The following is an 18,387-nucleotide window of genomic DNA, read 5'->3' as shown; positions in this document are numbered from 1 at the left end:
ATCAATACAACATTTTCCAAGCCTTTACAAATCCTTGATAAATTCCACTTCCACAGCAAAATTGAGCAGATTATGGAAGTTATCGCAATACAAAAATCCGCATTGGACGGAATGACAAATGAACTGAAAGCACTTTTGGAATTGACCGAAAACGCCACTCGGAAATATATCCCGATTTTCAAAGAAGAAAAATGGTTAGATAACCAGGAAGTTTGTTTGATGATGAAGATTACTAAACGGACTTTGCAGACCTACAAGGACAAAGGGCTGTTACCTTATTCCAAACTGAACCGCAAGAATTATTATAAACTCTCGGATGTACAGGCTTTGCTCGAAGCCGGACAACCTTACAATACCAATGACAATGGATTTATTGACGAATGATAATGAAGAAATCATTTCCCATCAAGAAATGATATTGCTGTTGAGAAACCGTATCGAAAGTATATTAAAAAACTATCGTCCTGTAATGAATGGAGAAATTTATTTGTCGGGCGAAGATGTATGCAAACTGTTACACATTAGCAAACGCACTTTACAGCAATATCGTGATGATAATATCCTGCCGTATATTCAGATTGGTGGCAAAATTATTTATAAGGAAACAGATTTGATGACAATATTGGAGCAGAATTATATCAATCACAAAACTAATTCAGACTAAGCTTTTTTATTGCATTAATACATCTAATAGCAAGAGTTTAGTATCTTTGCTATGTAAAATATAGAAATACTTAAAGTGTTTTTGCTTTAAGTCCCACATTGAAAACTGGTAATTTTTAGACAACGGGACGATAAGGAAGAACGCTCATGCCATAGGCGTGGGCGCTCGCTTATTCGTTGTCGGGTATACCAGTGCCTCAATGTGCGGTAAGTGTAGTGGCCTGCGCTTTCTTTTTGTGCAGGGCTACATCAACTTTAAAAAAGTATGATGATATGGAAACTGGTACAGCACAAAAAAAAATTACACTCGCCTTTATCAATGATAAAAGCCCAATTTTAGATTTCATTTGTAAAGACCTCATTGCTTCAGGAACTGAAGTCTTATTTCGTTCAGAAAGCATGGAAGCTGGACTGTCACAATTATCTTCATTAAATGAACTCCCTAAAATTTGTATTATCGACCTTGATTTTTACGATAAAAACATACTGGTACAACTTCAGGGATTAAGAACAAAATATCCAACAATAAAACTGATTGCACATAGTGATATTGATGATGAGAAAGTGGGTAAATATCTTTTAGATATTGGTTTTTCAAGTTACTTGCTGATTGGTAATGATGCGGAATATTTTAGAAAAGTAATAGAAGCCGTTATCAATTAGGATAAAATTCACTAATTCTCATACAAAATACTAGCGATTTTTTTATCATTTAGTACAAACCTTATCTGCTCATATTTTTGAGTAGGGTGCATATCCTTTTCTGTAACTGGCGGAAAATATTTTACTCCAATAGTCACGTTTGGTAAACTAAAACTCCAAGATGACCTGATTTTAAAATTCTTACCACACAATTGTTGATCGGATGAGTTCAGATACTCTTTGAATTTTGAAAGCCCTTCGATTTCAAATAATGTTTTCCAGTTTTTACGAACTTCAAAAATGATATTTTCGTCAAGATTTTTCAGGATACTACTTTCATCGGAACTGTTACAGGCGTTTATAAAATCTCTGATGATTTTTCGTGGTTGTTTTTGAATTTCTCTGATTTCTTTCTTTTTGTTTTCAAGGTAAGTGCCAAAATCCTGATCCACTACTTTGGACAATTTGTAGTATCCTGAATGAAAAGCTTCTAAGGGAGATTTGTATAATCTATCAAAAAATGTTGCTTCATCAGGGTTATTGGTTTTAAAATGATCCAGAAGCAAAAAACCTTTTTCTTCAGTAGCACTGTTAACACCATCTGCAATATTTACAAAGTAGTACTGCTCTTTATCTTCGAACAAAACTTTGATTTTAGGGTTGAACTTTTCAAGCTTATTTACCGATGCTTTTACAAGATATTTCGTTTCATCCAAAGGATTTTCAATCCGTCTTCCCCAGCCATCAGTCGATAATTCTGATTGGTATCGGGATATTTGAACCCGTATTTCCTTCCGTCCTTTTTCGAGGTCGGTGGTAAATTCATATCCAGGAAAAGAATTGAGAATAGCCGTGTCTAATTCCCATTCCTCATAATCACTTGTGAAATTTATTTGATAGCTAAATTCATATTCCCGTATGTAAACCGGAAATTGGAACTTGTTCCCGACGATTGTTTGCTCTAATAAGGTAATATCGGATTTTCTGTTTACGGTTATTGAGATTTCAGTTTCAATCATTTTGAAATTTATTTTTACTGACAGTTTTAAAGTAATGCCATTTTTTTGTTCAAACCATTGTGCTTGAGAGTAGAAAGGAAATCAAGTGAAGACTGCTTAATCATTGTCGTCACCCAATTGGTCAATGTATTTCAAAATTAGATTTACTTGTTTGTCCTCGGATTTTGTAGAGGATATTTTTTCAATAATTTTGATCCTATCTTCTTTTGGTAATTTATTGAACGATTTTAAAACACCCGAATTTCTAAAAGTATCTAATATTTCTTTTTCTGTAATCGGCTCCTTTGAAGTCAATAAGTAAAGTGTCACAGTTACAGTGTCGCCACCACTTTTGCTGATTGCTTTCCTGATTTTGTCATTAATTGAAATTAGCTTGTCTTGTCCTCCAATCGTAAACAAATTAACACTGTCAATTGTGTAGTTGTCAATTGTACCAGATACTTTCAATGAACCCCATTTTCCTACGATATGTTTAGTGTTAGGTACTTGGATGTGATATGTCCAAGCACCTTTACCTGCTTCATATTTCAATTCGAGTTCCTCGTCCTTTACTAAGTATTTCATCTTTTATGACCTGTATTATAGCTTTACCGCTAACCCCATAATTTAGAAAATTTGGGTATTTTGTATAGGAATTAGTCTATTTGTTTTAAGGACAAATTTAATGAATTAGATGCTAGGGTTATGGCAAATATTCTATTATAAACCATCATTAATCAGGCGACGTTCTTTTGCTTCTTTTCTTTGGTCGCTGTGTGAAAAGAAAAGAAATCATTACCAAAAACAAAAAATGGGATACTGAATATCCCACGCAAAAAACTCGCAACCTGTTTGGTAAAATGTAAGGAAAGGGAATTGTGGGCCGGTGCATTTTTGCAAAGTGATTGCATCCGCTTTAAACCGCAAAAATGCGTTTCCGACCGTAGGAAGGAATTGCATTTTTGCCACCCGAATTTTCGGGTCAGGCGACTTTTATCGGGTGGGTTCGGAAATCTTTCAAATTGTGAAAAAATCCCCTGTATTCGGTCATTCCCCTACGAAACAAGTTCCACAACAAGGAGCAACCCATTTGTGTCAATGATGAATTGATAAACAAATCCTGCTTTTCCAATGCTTCGGCAAGTGAGCAACTTGGCGTATTGTCCTCTTGCTCGGATTGCTTCAACAATTCGCCAAATTCATCGGTAACAAATGGCAGGCTTGCCACCGTTTGGTATTTCTCTGAATTGGGTTGCTTTATCTCTCCGATAGTAGATAGTAGCACTTGTCCTGTATCTTGGCTGTTGCCAAAATCCAACCAATATTTTGGCTCATCTTGGTAATGTCTGCGGTAGCTTATTTCTTTAAGGATTTCAGCAACACCAAACCTCGCCTGTACATTGTCCACACATGTAATAGTAATAATTGCCCTTGCTTTTTCGGGTGGTCTTCCAAAATTATCTTTTTCAAATTTTCGGGTTTCGGCTTTCCAATTTGTACCTGCCCAACGGTTGCAACGATTGATTAAAGCAACGGATTTGTATAATCCTGTTTCACTTTCTGCAAAACGCTGTCTGCCCAAATTGGCACTCGTGATAACATCATCATCCCAAAGGCGGACTTGCAACCCTGCGTGTCCTAATGCTATCAAACTTTCGTTTATTTCCATTAAGGCGGTCAATACTTTTGAGCCTGTACCACCTGCTCCGATAAGGTTTACCGAAATCGGATTGGTAGGGTTGAGTAAATAGTTGTCCGTAAAATGAACTGCTGTTTTTGCTGTATTCATCACAATAGATTTTTAAGGGTTTTGTTGTTCTTTTTTAATATTTCTTTCGGAAAAGGTTTATCCGTATTGATAAGGTCTTTCCAAAGGTTTACAATGTTTGTTTTAGTCAAGTTTTCGCATAAAGAATGGCTGAAATAGGAATTGAAAAAATAATCTTCCCACGCCAGTATAAATTCCTCAACCGAAGCCGAATTTTTAATATCTATGCTTACCGTACCCATACATACATTGCCCTTTTCGTAGATATTGAAGAAAGGTGCATAATGCAATGGCGTTTTCTCGGTGGGTCTTCTGTCATTTGCCAAAGCAAATACTGTAAGACTGTTTTTGCTCGCTAACCATAGCATTGGCGGTACTTGTGCCATTCCGTTAGGTATGCCCAAACTATCCACAAAATACAGTTTCCGTTGTTGTGTTTTGGTGTACCAAAGTACCGTACCTTTTTCAGCATTTTGATTGATACGTAGGATATTGGTCGGTAAAATTCCTTTTGGTTTTAAAAATGCTTGGTTCTTTTCTTCATCGGTCTGTAAGGACTTTGCTAAAATATTGGCTTCTTCTACGGTTAATGGATGGGCATTGATAGGCGTTCCGTTGCTGTCCATATCAAAATGCTCCACGTACATATCGTTTTCTGTTCCTTTGGTTTCATAGAAAACCAAAGCGGATTTTGCATAGTACAATGTTCCAAAATGGTCTTTTATATCTGTTGTTGTATTCATTTTTCTATCGTTTTGTATTCGTATAATATTCCACTCAAATCATTCAATAAACCAAATAAACGGTTCTCAAAATCAAGATTGGCTGTTGGTATTTCGCTTCCGTCAAATCGCTTGGAAATAGTTGGCTCTTCCATTGCTCCGTACTCGTTAAATTCATTGTTGATGGTATCGGAAAGGCTTTCGTATAACCAACCTTTGGTGTCTGCAATAAATGAAATGTATTTTTCCATTCCGATTATTTCATTCTCGTCATTATCATAAGGGTCTTTTTCGGGCAATGTTGCGTTGCTAAAAATAGTGGTGTTCGGATATTCTGTGCAAAGGGCAAACGCATTACAAGCCACTTGCCAACATTCCCTGTCGAACGTATCAACACTTTTAAATCGGTTCAAACGCTGTTTAAATACCTTTAGATTGCTTCGGTTAAATAGCTTCTGTTCCATCTTTTCGCCAATATATTCGGCATTTCTCAATCCACTTTTATAGCTTTCAGTTTCTTCCGTTTCCTCGTCCTGTTCCACCCAATCGTTCATCATTTCGTAAAGCCAATACAAGTAACTTTCTTCCTGTCTGTAATAGGGAATTTGTGCAATGTGGTACAGATAACTACATACTGATATTAAAAGCTGTGCAGTCTTTTTACGCTTCGGGTCTTTGAGCATTTTAAAAAGCGGTACAATAGGAATGTAATACAAGGTTGTTCCTGTGTTGTACCGTTCCTCACTTGTAAAGTAGGTTTTCGTACTGTCCTGTATCAATTTAAAACCATCCCAATTTATATTGGTACGTTTTGCTTTGGCTTCCATATCCCACATAGCCAATACTACATTGTAGGGAAACTTAAAACTGTGGGTCTGCATTGGCTCAATGCTGTAATGCTCGGCAAGTTGGGAAAGGGACTTGTAAAAATCCCTTTCCGTTTTCTGACAAGCCTGAACAGATGGTGCTGTTTTCAGTTTGGGAAGAAACGTACACTTTAGAATACCATTGGTAGCATTGCTATTGGTACGGATTTCTGCTTGTCTTTCTGCACTTGGTTTGCATCTTTTGGTCTTTGTAGCCAATTGGCGAACTCGCCCAACTGTCGGTGCAATTGCCGTTGTCGTTTCTGTTCGGGTATGCTGATTGTTCCCGATATAATGTTGCGTTGCATAATTCATCGTTTTAAAATTTTGATTTAACCTTTCGTTCCCATTACGCTTTCAAATTTGTACTCTACTGCATCATCCTTGATTTGCGGTGCAGATGCTTTTGCAGTTGTCAAAATCGGGTACATATTGGCGTAAAAATTCATTACTGCTTCCACGCTCCAACGTGGTTCGGGGTCGGTCAGTCTGATGTCCTGTCCTTTATCTTTGAGTATAAAAACTCTCTCTAATTGCGTTGCTAATAACATAACTTTCTAATTTTGGGGTTAACACTTTTATTCTTCCTCGTCCGCTTCATCAATAGGATAATCGGCAGTAACTTCTTCCATTGTTCCGAAAAGGCTCGGTGTGGCGAACTTGTCGGATAATGATGTTTTGCGTTTGCGTATCTCGTCCGCTTTTTCGGGATACTCCGTCATATCGGGTACTTTCATCCACGCTTCACGGAATTTACCCTCTTTCTCCAACTCGTCAGCCTTTGCCATAGCATCTTTAAACTTCTTGTCTTTGGCTTCCTGTTCTTTCTTCTGCCTGTCGGCTTTTTCTTTTTCTATTGCGGAATGCTTTTTAACTTCTTCCAATTGCTTTAGGAATTTTTCCATATCCACCATTAAGCCTGATACCTTTTGTATAGGTGTGCTAATCTGCTCAAAAAATTCCTCGTCAAACTCTTGGGGTGTGGCGTTAAATGTCAATGGGGGAATACCGTTTTTGGCATTATCTCCGCATTGTTCGTTGTTAAGCAATACCGTTACAATTAGGTTGCTTTCTATTCCTTTTGAAATGTTCAGTTGTAAAACTCCTGTAAAGTCCAACTGCTGTATCTGATTGAAAAAATTTGTATTCATCGTTCTTAAATTTTAATTGTTATTACTTTTTTCTCTTTTGAGTTTCTCGTGCATATCTGCCCAATATTCCTGTCTTTCCTTGTCTGTTTCTCTTGGTGGGTCGTGCTGATATTCTTTATACCAACCTGTTTGTTGAATAGCTTTTATGAGGTCGGTAACTTCAATCCAATTCCCTTTTTTGTCTATGATTTTCATCGTACTTGGCTTTAAGTGTTATTTGCTGATTTCCGCTATTTGGTCAATCCTGCCATAAATGATACTTCTAAGACTTGTTTTGTCGGGAGCGTTGTATTCTGCCCAACTGCCGTACTGCTTTACGATATAGGATTTTAAAACATCCTCAAAACCAAAACGATAACCCATAAGCGGGACGGCTCTTTTGAAATAGGCGTTTCGGTTTACTGCTTCGGCAAGCCAATTTTTTTCGGCTCGGTTCAATTTTTCGCCTTTGTTCAGTTTTTCCCTTAATAGGTAAACCTTTGCATTTTGTAGAGTTGCCAATTCGGGTACATCGTGGCGTACAAACTTTGTGGCTATTATTGTTACTATTTCCATTGTGGTAGATTTTAAGGTTGCTGATTTTTGATTTTTCGCTCCAATAAGGTTTCCAATATCTCGTAATCACTTTCGTAAGTTTCTCCTTCGAAATGGTAGGTGTCCGTTTCTTCATCAAACCCGTATTGTTCAAAATCTTCGTCTTCCAAATAAATATCTGTGAGTAGCTTGTCATAAAATGTTGCCCTACCATATATAAGATTGCCCATTTCTTCATAATCCTGTGTAAAGTTCACTTCGTAATGTTCCGCTATCTTTTGAATTACTTCTATATTGGGCGACCATTTTGTTTCATACTGAAATTGCCCTTCATCGCCTTCATTCCAATAGATATTGAAGAAATAACCACCATTATTTTTAGAAATAAATTCGGGTAGTTGCCCTTCTTCGGTTTTTTCTTCCTTTTCCTTCATTGATTGAAAAAGTTCCTGTATTGCTGTGATTGTTTCGGGTTTCCCCTCGAATACAACTGTATTACTGCACCAATTTGCCATAACTTTTGTTTTTAGTAGGCTACCACCGATTAAAGCGGTAGCCTGTTGTTATTTAATTAAGGTTTAGGATTTCTGCACCATCTAAAGCAAAACCATTACACAATTCAAATGCTTTCTGTGATTTGAGTTGAGCAGTGCCACCCAATACAATGCTCTGCAACTTGGCTTCATCATTCTTGTAATTTCTTACGTTCTGATAGTAACCTGTAACCGCATTATAAGCTCCGAACAATGTTCCTTTTGTCGTATCCATTTGTTGGGTGTCGCTTATCATTGCGTATGCAAAAGCATCTTCAACGGTGTTTTTGAACACGGTGGAAATTTCATCTTCTGCACCTTTTTTGATAAGGTCAAGCGTTTCCTTATTCGGGCAAAGTGCCAATTGGATTAGCTTTTTAACTTCACTGTCTGATACCTTTACTTTTGCCCACTCATTAAAAATGCCCTCTAATTGGTTGCTCAATGTGTTGGCAAGTCCCATAATCTTGTGAGCGTTCTCGATACGTCCTTTTGCTCCCGAAGTGTGTTTGATACGGACAACATTAGTCATACTGCGTAATGAAGCGTTTAAGGTATTTTGACAAACAATTCTGATAGGCGTGAATGCGGCTGTGATACTTCCGCTACCATCGTGCGAAGTGGTAAGGAAAATGTACTTTTCCGTAACATCATCGCCATTACCCACACGAATATAGTCAGGCAGTTTGGCTGTGATAAAAATGCGTTCACCGTTGCCTAATGCTCCTGCGGTTTCATACAGAATGCCCTCGCCACCGCCTACAATAGCATCAAAGAAATTAAAGGCTTCACGGTTTTGTACGATGTGGTAATCCTTACCGACTACGCCCAATACGGCATTGTTATCGGTGCGAATGTTGGCGAAATAGTTAGGTACTTCCAATTCGCTACTGCCTATCTCTATGTCGTTAGCCGTTTCGATAATGCCCGAACCTTTGGTAAAAAGTGGGGATTTTACGACTTCGTAATCTAATCCTGCGTGTTTGATAGCTTCCTCGCTTGTTGGGTATTGCTCCACGATTTGCCCTAAACCGTGCCACGCTTTTTGCTGAACGCTGAAAAATGAATAACGTCCTGTTCTCTCGTTGAAATTGATATTATGTGCCATAATGTTTAAAATTTTGATATAAAAAATGGATTGAATGTTCTTGATTAAAATGGGAGGTCGTCTTCTGCCTTGTTATTGTTTGTGCTTGTGGTAGCTTGTGCCGTTTCCGATTTTTTGCCACCGCCGTGCAATTTGATTTGTGAGGTATGGAAATTCAATCCTGCTCTTGGCTCTCCATCATTACCTGTCCACGCTCTTGTACTTACTCGTCCCGATAGTTCTACCAAAGTGCCTTTTGTAAGTAGCTTGGCTACATTCGGGCTTATCCAATAGGAGCAGTCGAAATAGGTGGTTTGCTCTATGCGTTCGCCCTGCTTGTTACGGTAGCTGTCGTTGGTCGCTACTGAAAAGTTTACTACTTGTTTGTCCTGTGACGTTGTGCGTACTTCCGCATCCCTTGTCAGTCTTCCTGTGATGTTCATATTCTTTAATTTTTAGTTATTGATTTTGATTTTTTTTAGATTTATTCGGCAATGAGAGGAGGTGCTGTTTCGTTTCATTACCATTTCCAATGTTTTTAATTTTCGTATCTGACATTTTTTTTATTCGTTTAAAGAGCCGGAGTATGCTATGTTTCGTTTCACGAGCATAAAAGGTTCGTGTTTAGCAACACCAAGGTTTTGGAAAAAAATACTACCCAACGGGTGGAGATTATTTTCCAAACTTGCTTGACCTTTGTGATGCGTGAAGAACACGGAAATACCTTTGCTCTTGAAATGGGACAAAAAAGCATACGGGTCTTTGGATAAAAATGAATGTGGAAGCCAAGAAGATGGCATTGAGAAATGGTTTAAAGTGAATTGAAATAACACTTCCAATTCGCTGAATTTTTAAAACACTTTTTTAAAGCGGTGGGGCTATCAAAGCCACACTAACAGAGGACTGAAAAATTGTTTTGTGTGGGAGGCGTAGATGGCAACATTTTTTAATCTTCTGTTCCAGAAGTAGCCGAAAAGCTCTTTTACAGAAAGGGAATAGCAGAGCGAAGTAAATGTGCTTTGGCTATAAAATATGGGCATAAAAAAAGCAGAACCGTTAAGTTCTGCTAGTAATTATCAAATTGTGATTAACTATATAACCTGTAAAAACGCTTCTTCAATCTCCTTAAATTTAGGAGCTACCAAATCCATATCCTTACTAATCTTTTGGCTGGTAATTTTAGCATAAATCTGTGTAGTTGAAATGTTTTTATGTCCCATCATTTTGCTAAGGCTTTCAAGAGGTACGCCTTCGGTCAAAAACATCGTTCCAAATGTGTGTCTTGCGGTGTGAAAAGTTACTTTTTGTTCTGTAATAATTTCAGCTTTTTCAATTAATTTGCCAATGTGAGTATTGCAGGTTACATTGGTTGGAACTGGAAAGATAAACTCATTACGAGTGCTACCGAGGTATTTTTCTATGATACGTTTTGGGATTTCCATTAACCGAACATTAGAAGCAATATCTGATTTTTTTCTTCGGCTGATGATCCATTGATGGCCATCGAAGAAAGACTGAATATTGTTCCTTGTCAGTTTTTTAATATCCGCATAAGCAAGTCCGGTAAAACAACTGAAAATAAAAAGATCTTTCACAAGCTCATACCGTGGGTGGGGCGGTACACACATCATCAGTTTTTCTACATCTTCTTTAAGAATATAACCCCTGTCGGTTTCTTCCATATTAATTTCATAATCTTGAAACGGATTATCACGTATCAAACTTTTTTTAATAGCCAATTCCACCAGACTTAGCACAGGCATCGTGTAAACCCAAACCGTATTATGTGTAGACTGTAAATCGTACCGAAGATAAAAATCAAATTCCCTAATAAAATCTCCAGTCAATTCCCGAAAGGCCATATCATCACGATGATAGCGTTCTTTGATAAAAGCGGTAAGATGATTATAAACCGTGATGTACTTGTTGTAGGTGCTTTGTGAACGTTCTTCCTTGTCAACCAATTTTTTAAATTCCTCATTTTTATCGTTAAAGACTTTTAGAATTGCATCATCCATTACACCAACACCCAAGAATGAGAGCTTTACTTTTTGGGAAGTAGCAAAGCCCTCGTGTTTCAGCATATCTTCATAAATTTTGTCAATACGCCCACGTATGTTATCCAACTTTTTATTAATATTTAAAGCTGTTGCGCTTTTGCCCTCAACTCTTCCATATTTTAGATCCCAATTGCTTGGGTCAATTTCTAACTTTGTCCCGAAAGTTTTAGGTGTTCCGTCAATGGTAATACGTGCCATAATCGGAGCATTACCATTTTTTTTCAGTTCGTTCTTTTTCAAGTAGAAAAGCAGTTTGAACGTTGATTTTTTTGTCTGCGTCATAACTCAAATGTTTAATGTTTAAAATTAATTTACATTGAGTTACAAGGAAATATAAAAATAAGTGCAAAACACTGAAATATAACCGTTTAAACTAATAAGAAACCTCTATTAATCGGTAACGAATTAGTAACTTAACTTTGTCATTTCAAGCCCAAAACCTATCAGACACCGAGTTCCAAATAAAGACTACTTCTTTATAAAACATTGTATAGCAACGGATTTAATCGTTTTGCTTAACTTTGCTTTTTACTAATCTTTTTTAACCAAAAAACTAAAATGTACCTCCTGACAGGAAATGAAATATTATTTAAATCCAACGATATAATTACTTTATTTTTTCAAAAAGAAAAATATAATGATTACGCAGATCAAATAGAAAATTTACTTGATGAAGCTATTGAAAGTATAGATATTGCAGATTACTCTTTTTATTCAGGAATAGCAGGTTTAGGATGGCTGATTGAATTTTGTAAAGAAAAAAAAATCATTCGAATTAATACAGAATCCTCTCTTGCGGATTTTGACGATCAGATTTATAAATTTACCATTCACTATTTGAGCCAGGATAATACAGATTATGAGGTACTTTTTGACTTATTTAATTACTACTATGCCCGTATGCGGAGTAAGAATGAAAATAGTGATATCAATAGAACCTTTTCCTTGTTTGTTTGTGGCAATCTGATTGTAAGAAAGATTAATGTACAGAAAATTGAGCCATTGTTAGCTGATAAAAGGAGGTTACAGCCGGAAGAATTGCTTTTTATTTCAGCATTTACTTTAAAACTTACTTATATTTCGGAACTTTCCGGTTTTGCTTCAGATATTCTATTATTTCAGATATTTGAAAATGTTTTTACCTACTTTGAACAGGAATATGCAACATTGGATGAAGATTATCTTCTTAGTATCTTACTTTTACTGGCATCGGCTAAACAGGCTAAAAATAAAGTATGGGAGAAGAAGATGTTATCCCATTATCATACCTTGAAAAGTAGAGTCTCCAATCATAAGGAATCTGATGATATTGTTTTACTGGAAGAAATAATAGATATTCATTTTCATTATCAAAATCCACAAATCCTTTTGAATAAAGAAAAATATTGTAAATTTCTTTGCTTTTATTTGCTTAATTTCAGTAATTAAATCTATATTTGTTGAAATACTTATTATAAACAAATATTACAAATGAAAGATTTAAACAAAAAATTGAAAGTTGCTTCTTTTGAAAGCAACTATGGTAAACTTAGTAAAAAAAGTATGTTAAGTGTGTTTGGAGGAGGTTCTTGTGGAGCTACAGGAAGTAGCTCTGGTTGTGATGCAACCGCTGTTTGTGGTTGTGTAACTCAAACAATTAAAAAACCAAAAGCATTTGAAGACGGAATAGAATAATTTCCATTAAGTTTTACCCATAATTATAAGGAACGGTTATCCGTTCCTTATTCATTTACACTATATCAATTATCTTTAATATGTTTAAGTTTTCATTACAAAATACAGAAGTTCCCCATAATATAGCTCCTGATTTTTATTACTGTAATTATGATATCAATAATTATGTTGAGTCATCTTTAAAATCTTTAATATCTCGATACAATCTGAATTATTCTGCTGAAATTATAGACAGTATTTCTTCTCAGATTATTTTAAGCTTAAAAAATGGGTTATTGTCATTAACAATGGTTCATGAATTTGAGATCGCTAATAGAGCAGAATTACTTAATGAAGGTTCATTACTGGAAGATTTTATCATTCTGACCAATACTGTTGAATGGAAAGAATATTTTTTAGAGAAATATCCAGATATTGAACATAAGATTTCTGAAATTATTGACAAGAGATTAGAATATTGTGTTTTTTTCCTTCGTAAACTTAATGAAGATTATCCGGAGATTAATAATTCATTTAAAATTAATATTACTCCGGATATGATAGCGGGGCTGGAACTCTTTAAAGGAGATATTCATCGTGGTGGTAAATTTGTGATTTCTGTAACCTTTGAAGAGGGAAGTATTTTATATTTTAAACCCAGAGATTCTTATAATGAGCTTTTTTTCATGCATATATTGTCGTTAATTCAGGAAAAAGGAAAAGCTCTCAATATTGAAATGCCATCTATTTTAACAAGAGAAGATTATTCCTGGATGTCACATTTGGAATATGGTAATGATTTTCAAACCAAAGCTGAGGTTGAAAACTTTTATGAGGAATTGGGGAAAACGCTATGCGTTTTTCATGCTTTAGGAACTTCAGATATAATTCCGGATAATTTAATTATAACCAATAATAAAATTGGTTTTTTTGACCTGGAGTGCATCATATCAAAACCTCTCCTTAAAAATTATGATACAGTTACAGGTATTTTCAAGGAAAGTCTCATGAAAACAGATGCGCTTACCGGCTTATTAATGATAGATGGGGAATATAATTCTTATTTGGTAAGTTCAATATTTTTTAGGCTGAGTAATCAGGAGACTACCTATTCAAATTGGGATAAAGAATCACTGTCATTTGAAAAAAAAGAAGGAAGGGCCTTTACAGGTATAGATACTCATGTTCCCCAAATTAATAATGAATATATAGATTTTAATGATACTTACTATGAATGTGTTAAGAAAGGATTTAAAGAGATGTATTTATTCTTTATTGACAACAAAGAATATTTTATAGAAAAGATTGGTGAAATTCCAAAAAAACTTAGGGTTATCCTGCACGCAACCTCTGTGTATACTCAATTACTCAGAGAATCTATTGTACCCGAAAATTTAATTGATAATACAGAATTTTTAGAAATTCTTGACAGTTTCATACAGATTACTTATGTTGATGGAATGCTAGTACCCCCTCACACTTTAAAAACTTCCATAGCAAGACAATTTGATACTAATGATATTCCTTTCTTTTACTTTAATACTGAAAACGGAAAATTATATGATGGTAATGATCGTATTTTATGTGATGACTGGCAGTTTGATATTGTAAATTATAATAAAGATCGTTTTGCTTCTCTTAATGAAGAAAAGCTTAAACTTCAGATAGAAATTCTTGATCTTACAACGAACTATGCTTTTGATTTATTAGGTAAGGAATGTGGAATAAGAAAAAAACAGATCTTCCAGAAGGAAATTCCTTTCGAAATTCCTGTAGATACAATAAAAGTAACTAATGAGGTTCATACCAAAGCAAGAGCTGCAGCTATTAAAATTGCAGATGAAATTTTAGAAAGAAAAATTCTGCATCATGGTAAAATAAACTGGATCAGTAAAGTACGGGAAAGCAATAACAGATATAATATAAGCTTGTTAAACTATGATTTGTATGACGGAGTATCAGGAATGTGTTTTGTTTATTTACATCTTTATAATGTTACAGGTGATACAAGGTATCAATGGGCGGCTGAAAGCATTTTTGAGGAACTTTCAGATATTTTACTGAGAAGGGATCAGGATAATTATTATGCTAATTTGTCGCCGGAAATCTTAGAAAATATTCCTGTATCTCCATATTATTATCCGGCATCACTTTTATATCTTTTATTTCAGCACCCTTTGCTTCACACTGAAAAAAATATAGCTTCCATTCCGATTATACTTAACCAATTGAGCTTTCTGCTGGATTCAACCAAACAGAATGATTTTTTGTTGGGAACATTGGGGCTTTTGTCTATGCTGTTGGATCTGAAGAAAGGTTTCCCGATACATTATAGAGAACAGTTAGAATCCCTCATTAATAAATGTATTGAGAAATTAGAGAAGGAAGCAAAAAAAGTAGAAAATAAATTATTGTGGGAATCTATTGATAATGATACTGTTAAAGATTTTGGTGGCTTTGCACATGGATCATCCTCTGCGGCTTTAGTCATAAGTAAAGTAAAAGCTTTGCATAAAGACATTGATATTAAGATTGACGAAATACTTAACCATGACCGATCTTTTTATGATAAAGAAATTGAAGGATGGATTGACAACAGAGAAGATATAATTTCTTCCAGAGATTCTGCTGCTTGGTGTCATGGTTCTGCAGGAATTGGCTTGGGAAGATTGCTGCTATCTGAGTATTATACAGATGATATCATTGAAGATGAGATCGCTGTTGCCAGAGAAAATATAATTAAGCATGGGATAGGATACAATCAATGTATATGTCATGGAGATTTAGGAAATCTTGAAGTCCTTTATGCCATGGCTTTAAAAGCAGGAGATGAGAGACAACAAATTAAAGTACTTACATATATAGACAAAATTGCTGAAAAAGTCTTAAATGGAGAAGTTCTTAGAGAAGGGAATGAAGGAACAACTGAAGTTTTGGGACTATTTACAGGAGTTGTAGGACAGGTATTTCAGTTCCTTCGTTTTTCAGCATGGGAGAAAGTACCAAGCATATTGTGCTTGGAACTGCCAAATAATCTAAATAAAATATTACATGAATAAATTCTTTTTCATTTTTTTTACAGTTTTTTTTGCTTCTTTGTATGCACAGGTTAGTGTACAAAAAAATCCTTATGAAGGAATGTATACTGATGATCAAAAGGTGATTAATGAGATATGGAATAAATATTTGAATTCTTTTAATGAAGGAGGTGAAGGTGATTGCTCGCTTTGGAAAAAAAATAAATATTTATCAGACAACAAATGTAACGTCCTCTCTTCACAAGGCTATTATAATCCATCATTATTTAAACTATCTTTCAAAAATCAGGTAATTTCTATTGAACCGGTTACTGCTGATCAATATAAGATTGTTTCACAGTTTTATACAATTAATGATGGAGTACTTCAGCCATTTGCCATTACAAATGTGATGGCAGAGAAAAATAATAATATGTTTTTACTCTCCGACTACCTTACCTATACAACCAAGGATTGGAAAAGTCATAAAATAGGGAGGATAAATTATCATTATCAGACAGGTTATATTTTAAATGAAGAAAAAGCAAAGCAGGCTAATGCAACAATTGGAAATATAGACAAAATTTTTAAACTTGATATTTCGAATGATATACAATATTTTCTTGCAGACAATTGCCGTCAGGTTTATACTATTTCAGGATTTGATTTTGCGCCATCTATGAATAATGTATCTGATTGCGCCTTCTTTGATTCAAAAAACAATATTCTTTATACTACAATCAGGAATGGTGAGAATCATAAACATGAGTTAATTCATAGAATCAATATTCAATATCCTCATGCTCATTATTTACTCTTATCCGGATTGAGCATCTATAGTAATCAAAAAAATACACATATTGGATATTCTTATTCTGAATTGTTTACAAAATTTAATGATTATTATAATGAACATAAGACGGTGAAACCAGTTTTGATTGACGCAGAGCCATTTGATAAGAAGATCAGCATAGACTACTTGATTGGGGCTATAGTGATTGATGCAATTTTAGAAAAAGGGGGAATTGATCTCCTTCTAAAATCTTTGGACACCTTAGAGACTGATGAGGATCTTTATAACTTTCTGGAAAAAAGTTATAGCGTTAAAAAAGATCAAGTAGGTGATTGGATACTTTTACGTGCCAAAAAGATGACAGAAAAAGATTTTAAGTTCAAGATTAACATGTAAAAAAATTATAATGATATACTTATCGGCTCAACCTGATGAGAAATATTTTCTGTGGCAGCTTGAAATTCAGCTTTTAAACTTTAATAGACTGGGAATTTCATGTGATCATATTCATGTAATTATTGGATATGACCAAGATAAGGGTATTAGTAACGATGCTTTATTGTTTAAAGAAAATGAGAAGGGGAATGCATTAATATTCTTCTATCCTGATACTAGAAAAAGTAAAAAATATCTCTCGTCTATAAGACCCAATATTTTAAAACAACATTGGCAGGAGTTTACATATCTCAATAAAGAATGTGTGTTTTATCATGATTCAGATATTATTTTCAGCAGAAAAATTGACAATTTAGATTATCTGATCCATTCTTCAGTATGCTATGTTTCAGATACAAGAGATTATACCGGAGTTCATACAATTATTGAGAATGCAGGGATGGAAGCCCTGGAAGAAATGGCTGATGTAGTAGGAATTGATGTGGAAATGGTTATTAGGAACGATAGAGAAGTAGGTGGGGCACAATATATGTTGAAATCTGTTGATGCAGGCTTTTGGGAAAAACTTGAATCTGATTCAGAAAAACTTTATACTGTTATTCAGAAGATAAATCATGAGAAATGGGAATCTGAGTATGAAATTCATAAAGTTTCAAGACAAAAAGTTAAGCCTATAGATCCATGGTTATCTGATATGTGGGGATTGTTATGGAATCTTTGGCTCAAAGATAAAAAAGTAGAGGTCCGCGAAGAACTGCACTTTTCTTGGATAAACAGTACGCTGGATGATTGGAAAAAGAATGCAATATTGCATTATACAGGATCCCCTGAAAATAATACTGCTGAAATTTTTCAAAAAGGGAAATATTTAACATATTTTCCTTGGTATGATGATTTTTCTGCAATTTCAAAAGAGAACTGTAGTTTACCTGTAGTGGATTTAATCCTGGATAAAAGAAAGGAGCTAAATAAAAAAAGAATAGATTTCTCATCAGTAGAAGTTTTGCTTTTCTGTGAGGCCACAAATGATTATATTTTTAAATTGTACACTGTTCAGACAAGGTATTTATCAAAATTTTTTAAGTTTGATGCTATTCTGTTGTTTTCAACATTTGATAATAAAATAATAAAAATAACAAAGGAGGGGATTGAGGTTCCAATTGAGGAGTATACTCATAGTTCAGAGAAGCTTAGATTAGAATTTCCCGTTCAATATATATTTAAAAAGAAAGATCTATTTTCCTTAGTGAATGATTCTCAATTTTATAACGAAAGGTTAGCTTGTGAGGAAATCTATACTGTTGATCTTATTTTTATGGAGCAGTTTCTTAAAGTGCTTGATGATGATTTATTTAATATCAATATAAATAAATTTTACAGGTTTGAAGATGAAAGAGAAAATCATATTTCTTTGATTCATAATTCTTTTGTTCACAATGAGCCGAAAAATTCATTTTATTCAGAATTACAGGCATATTATATCCCAACAGAAACATTGTAGGAA

21 protein-coding genes are annotated in these 18,387 nt (G+C 34.7%); 8 read left to right on the top strand and 13 right to left on the bottom strand.

Features of this window, described 5'->3' with window-relative positions; translation table 11 throughout:
• Window positions 1-72: 72 nt before the first annotated feature.
• The 3 genes from EG339_RS01355 to EG339_RS01345 all read left to right on the top strand — a co-directional run bounded on the left by EG339_RS01355 (window position 73) and on the right by EG339_RS01345 (window position 1,326).
• Window positions 73-384 (top strand): helix-turn-helix domain-containing protein, encoded by a 312-nt coding sequence (locus EG339_RS01355; protein ID WP_059136905.1) that lies wholly within the window; start codon window positions 73-75, stop codon window positions 382-384.
• Complete coding sequence (locus EG339_RS01350; protein WP_059136904.1) at window positions 365-664, top strand: helix-turn-helix domain-containing protein; 300 nt, start codon at window positions 365-367, stop codon at window positions 662-664. The genes EG339_RS01355 and EG339_RS01350 overlap by 20 nt, the downstream gene beginning before the upstream one ends.
• Before the next feature lie 272 nt (window positions 665-936).
• Window positions 937-1,326 carry a DNA-binding response regulator gene (locus tag EG339_RS01345; RefSeq protein ID WP_115050574.1) on the top strand — a complete coding sequence of 130 codons (390 nt, stop codon included), beginning with the start codon at window positions 937-939 and terminating at the stop codon, window positions 1,324-1,326.
• A gap of 11 nt (window positions 1,327-1,337) precedes the next feature.
• On the opposite strand, the gene EG339_RS01340 is transcribed toward EG339_RS01345, so the two are convergent.
• From EG339_RS01340 to EG339_RS01280, 13 genes are all read right to left on the bottom strand, one after another.
• Window positions 1,338-2,324, bottom strand: coding sequence for a hypothetical protein (locus EG339_RS01340; protein ID WP_115050573.1), 987 nt, complete (start codon window positions 2,322-2,324; stop codon window positions 1,338-1,340).
• Between the two features lie 96 nt (window positions 2,325-2,420).
• Window positions 2,421-2,888: a DUF1905 domain-containing protein gene (locus EG339_RS01335; protein ID WP_115050571.1), complete on the bottom strand. Its 468-nt coding sequence runs from the start codon at window positions 2,886-2,888 to the stop codon at window positions 2,421-2,423.
• Between the two features lie 397 nt (window positions 2,889-3,285).
• A complete protein-coding gene (locus EG339_RS01330) occupies window positions 3,286-4,092 on the bottom strand; it encodes a PRTRC system ThiF family protein (RefSeq protein ID WP_123868533.1) in 807 nt (268 codons plus the stop codon).
• Window positions 4,092-4,814, bottom strand: coding sequence for a PRTRC system protein B (locus tag EG339_RS01325; RefSeq protein WP_123868532.1), 723 nt, complete (start codon window positions 4,812-4,814; stop codon window positions 4,092-4,094). Before EG339_RS01325 ends, EG339_RS01330 begins: the two co-directional genes overlap by 1 nt.
• Window positions 4,811-5,974 carry a hypothetical protein gene (locus EG339_RS01320; RefSeq protein ID WP_123868531.1) on the bottom strand — a complete coding sequence of 388 codons (1,164 nt, stop codon included), beginning with the start codon at window positions 5,972-5,974 and terminating at the stop codon, window positions 4,811-4,813. Before EG339_RS01320 ends, EG339_RS01325 begins: the two co-directional genes overlap by 4 nt.
• A gap of 17 nt (window positions 5,975-5,991) precedes the next feature.
• Complete coding sequence (locus EG339_RS01315) at window positions 5,992-6,210, bottom strand: PRTRC system protein C (protein ID WP_002978317.1); 219 nt, start codon at window positions 6,208-6,210, stop codon at window positions 5,992-5,994.
• 27 nt (window positions 6,211-6,237) lie between these two features.
• Window positions 6,238-6,810, bottom strand: coding sequence for a PRTRC system protein E (locus tag EG339_RS01310; protein ID WP_123868530.1), 573 nt, complete (start codon window positions 6,808-6,810; stop codon window positions 6,238-6,240).
• 12 nt (window positions 6,811-6,822) lie between these two features.
• Window positions 6,823-7,005 carry a 3-isopropylmalate dehydratase gene (locus tag EG339_RS01305; protein WP_123868529.1) on the bottom strand — a complete coding sequence of 61 codons (183 nt, stop codon included), beginning with the start codon at window positions 7,003-7,005 and terminating at the stop codon, window positions 6,823-6,825.
• Window positions 7,006-7,023: 18 nt separating this feature from the next.
• On the bottom strand, window positions 7,024-7,365 hold the full coding sequence (locus tag EG339_RS01300; protein ID WP_034736795.1) for a hypothetical protein: 342 nt from the start codon (window positions 7,363-7,365) through the stop codon (window positions 7,024-7,026).
• Between the two features lie 11 nt (window positions 7,366-7,376).
• Window positions 7,377-7,859, bottom strand: a complete 483-nt coding sequence (locus EG339_RS01295) for a DUF1281 family ferredoxin-like fold protein (RefSeq protein ID WP_123868528.1) — start codon at window positions 7,857-7,859, stop codon at window positions 7,377-7,379.
• Window positions 7,860-7,911: 52 nt separating this feature from the next.
• Complete coding sequence (locus tag EG339_RS01290; protein WP_123868527.1) at window positions 7,912-8,985, bottom strand: DUF932 domain-containing protein; 1,074 nt, start codon at window positions 8,983-8,985, stop codon at window positions 7,912-7,914.
• A 44-nt stretch (window positions 8,986-9,029) separates the two neighbouring features.
• The gene (locus EG339_RS01285; RefSeq protein WP_002978328.1) at window positions 9,030-9,407 is read right to left on the bottom strand and encodes a single-stranded DNA-binding protein; all 378 of its coding nucleotides are present in this window, start codon (window positions 9,405-9,407) and stop codon (window positions 9,030-9,032) included.
• A 648-nt stretch (window positions 9,408-10,055) separates the two neighbouring features.
• Complete coding sequence (locus EG339_RS01280) at window positions 10,056-11,306, bottom strand: site-specific integrase (RefSeq protein WP_074745752.1); 1,251 nt, start codon at window positions 11,304-11,306, stop codon at window positions 10,056-10,058.
• Between the two features lie 276 nt (window positions 11,307-11,582).
• On the opposite strand from EG339_RS01280, the gene EG339_RS01275 reads away from it, so the two are divergent.
• The 5 genes from EG339_RS01275 (at window position 11,583) to EG339_RS01255 (ending at window position 18,384) form a co-directional block, all read left to right on the top strand.
• A complete protein-coding gene (locus EG339_RS01275; RefSeq protein WP_123868526.1) occupies window positions 11,583-12,452 on the top strand; it encodes a hypothetical protein in 870 nt (289 codons plus the stop codon).
• Window positions 12,453-12,494: 42 nt separating this feature from the next.
• On the top strand, window positions 12,495-12,698 hold the full coding sequence (locus tag EG339_RS01270) for a hypothetical protein (RefSeq protein WP_123868525.1): 204 nt from the start codon (window positions 12,495-12,497) through the stop codon (window positions 12,696-12,698).
• Between the two features lie 80 nt (window positions 12,699-12,778).
• A complete protein-coding gene (gene lanM, locus EG339_RS01265) occupies window positions 12,779-15,736 on the top strand; it encodes a type 2 lanthipeptide synthetase LanM (protein ID WP_123868524.1) in 2,958 nt (985 codons plus the stop codon).
• Window positions 15,729-16,883, top strand: coding sequence for a hypothetical protein (locus tag EG339_RS01260; RefSeq protein WP_123868523.1), 1,155 nt, complete (start codon window positions 15,729-15,731; stop codon window positions 16,881-16,883). The genes lanM and EG339_RS01260 overlap by 8 nt, the downstream gene beginning before the upstream one ends.
• Window positions 16,884-16,893: 10 nt before the next feature.
• Window positions 16,894-18,384, top strand: a complete 1,491-nt coding sequence (locus EG339_RS01255) for a hypothetical protein (RefSeq protein ID WP_123868522.1) — start codon at window positions 16,894-16,896, stop codon at window positions 18,382-18,384.
• Window positions 18,385-18,387: the final 3 nt, after the last annotated feature.

Source organism: Chryseobacterium bernardetii (genome assembly GCF_003815975.1).
In the GTDB taxonomy this organism is placed as follows: domain Bacteria; phylum Bacteroidota; class Bacteroidia; order Flavobacteriales; family Weeksellaceae; genus Chryseobacterium; species Chryseobacterium bernardetii.
The sequence above is the reverse complement of the archived record's forward strand: the minus strand, read 5'-3'. Positions and strand labels throughout refer to the sequence as shown.

What these genes read in the sequence shown, in the direction of transcription:
- EG339_RS01355 (WP_059136905.1), top strand. Translation starts at nt 73, where the DNA reads ATGGAAGTTATCGCAATACAAAAATCCGCATTGGACGGAATGACAAAT.
- EG339_RS01350 (WP_059136904.1), top strand. Translation starts at nt 365, where the DNA reads ATGGATTTATTGACGAATGATAATGAAGAAATCATTTCCCATCAAGAA.
- EG339_RS01345 (WP_115050574.1), top strand. Translation starts at nt 937, where the DNA reads ATGGAAACTGGTACAGCACAAAAAAAAATTACACTCGCCTTTATCAAT.
- EG339_RS01340 (WP_115050573.1), bottom strand. Translation starts at nt 2,324, where the DNA reads ATGATTGAAACTGAAATCTCAATAACCGTAAACAGAAAATCCGATATT.
- EG339_RS01335 (WP_115050571.1), bottom strand. Translation starts at nt 2,888, where the DNA reads ATGAAATACTTAGTAAAGGACGAGGAACTCGAATTGAAATATGAAGCA.
- EG339_RS01330 (WP_123868533.1), bottom strand. Translation starts at nt 4,092, where the DNA reads ATGAATACAGCAAAAACAGCAGTTCATTTTACGGACAACTATTTACTC.
- EG339_RS01325 (WP_123868532.1), bottom strand. Translation starts at nt 4,814, where the DNA reads ATGAATACAACAACAGATATAAAAGACCATTTTGGAACATTGTACTAT.
- EG339_RS01320 (WP_123868531.1), bottom strand. Translation starts at nt 5,974, where the DNA reads ATGAATTATGCAACGCAACATTATATCGGGAACAATCAGCATACCCGA.
- EG339_RS01315 (WP_002978317.1), bottom strand. Translation starts at nt 6,210, where the DNA reads ATGTTATTAGCAACGCAATTAGAGAGAGTTTTTATACTCAAAGATAAA.
- EG339_RS01310 (WP_123868530.1), bottom strand. Translation starts at nt 6,810, where the DNA reads ATGAATACAAATTTTTTCAATCAGATACAGCAGTTGGACTTTACAGGA.
- EG339_RS01305 (WP_123868529.1), bottom strand. Translation starts at nt 7,005, where the DNA reads ATGAAAATCATAGACAAAAAAGGGAATTGGATTGAAGTTACCGACCTC.
- EG339_RS01300 (WP_034736795.1), bottom strand. Translation starts at nt 7,365, where the DNA reads ATGGAAATAGTAACAATAATAGCCACAAAGTTTGTACGCCACGATGTA.
- EG339_RS01295 (WP_123868528.1), bottom strand. Translation starts at nt 7,859, where the DNA reads ATGGCAAATTGGTGCAGTAATACAGTTGTATTCGAGGGGAAACCCGAA.
- EG339_RS01290 (WP_123868527.1), bottom strand. Translation starts at nt 8,985, where the DNA reads ATGGCACATAATATCAATTTCAACGAGAGAACAGGACGTTATTCATTT.
- EG339_RS01285 (WP_002978328.1), bottom strand. Translation starts at nt 9,407, where the DNA reads ATGAACATCACAGGAAGACTGACAAGGGATGCGGAAGTACGCACAACG.
- EG339_RS01280 (WP_074745752.1), bottom strand. Translation starts at nt 11,306, where the DNA reads ATGACGCAGACAAAAAAATCAACGTTCAAACTGCTTTTCTACTTGAAA.
- EG339_RS01275 (WP_123868526.1), top strand. Translation starts at nt 11,583, where the DNA reads ATGTACCTCCTGACAGGAAATGAAATATTATTTAAATCCAACGATATA.
- EG339_RS01270 (WP_123868525.1), top strand. Translation starts at nt 12,495, where the DNA reads ATGAAAGATTTAAACAAAAAATTGAAAGTTGCTTCTTTTGAAAGCAAC.
- lanM (WP_123868524.1), top strand. Translation starts at nt 12,779, where the DNA reads ATGTTTAAGTTTTCATTACAAAATACAGAAGTTCCCCATAATATAGCT.
- EG339_RS01260 (WP_123868523.1), top strand. Translation starts at nt 15,729, where the DNA reads ATGAATAAATTCTTTTTCATTTTTTTTACAGTTTTTTTTGCTTCTTTG.
- EG339_RS01255 (WP_123868522.1), top strand. Translation starts at nt 16,894, where the DNA reads ATGATATACTTATCGGCTCAACCTGATGAGAAATATTTTCTGTGGCAG.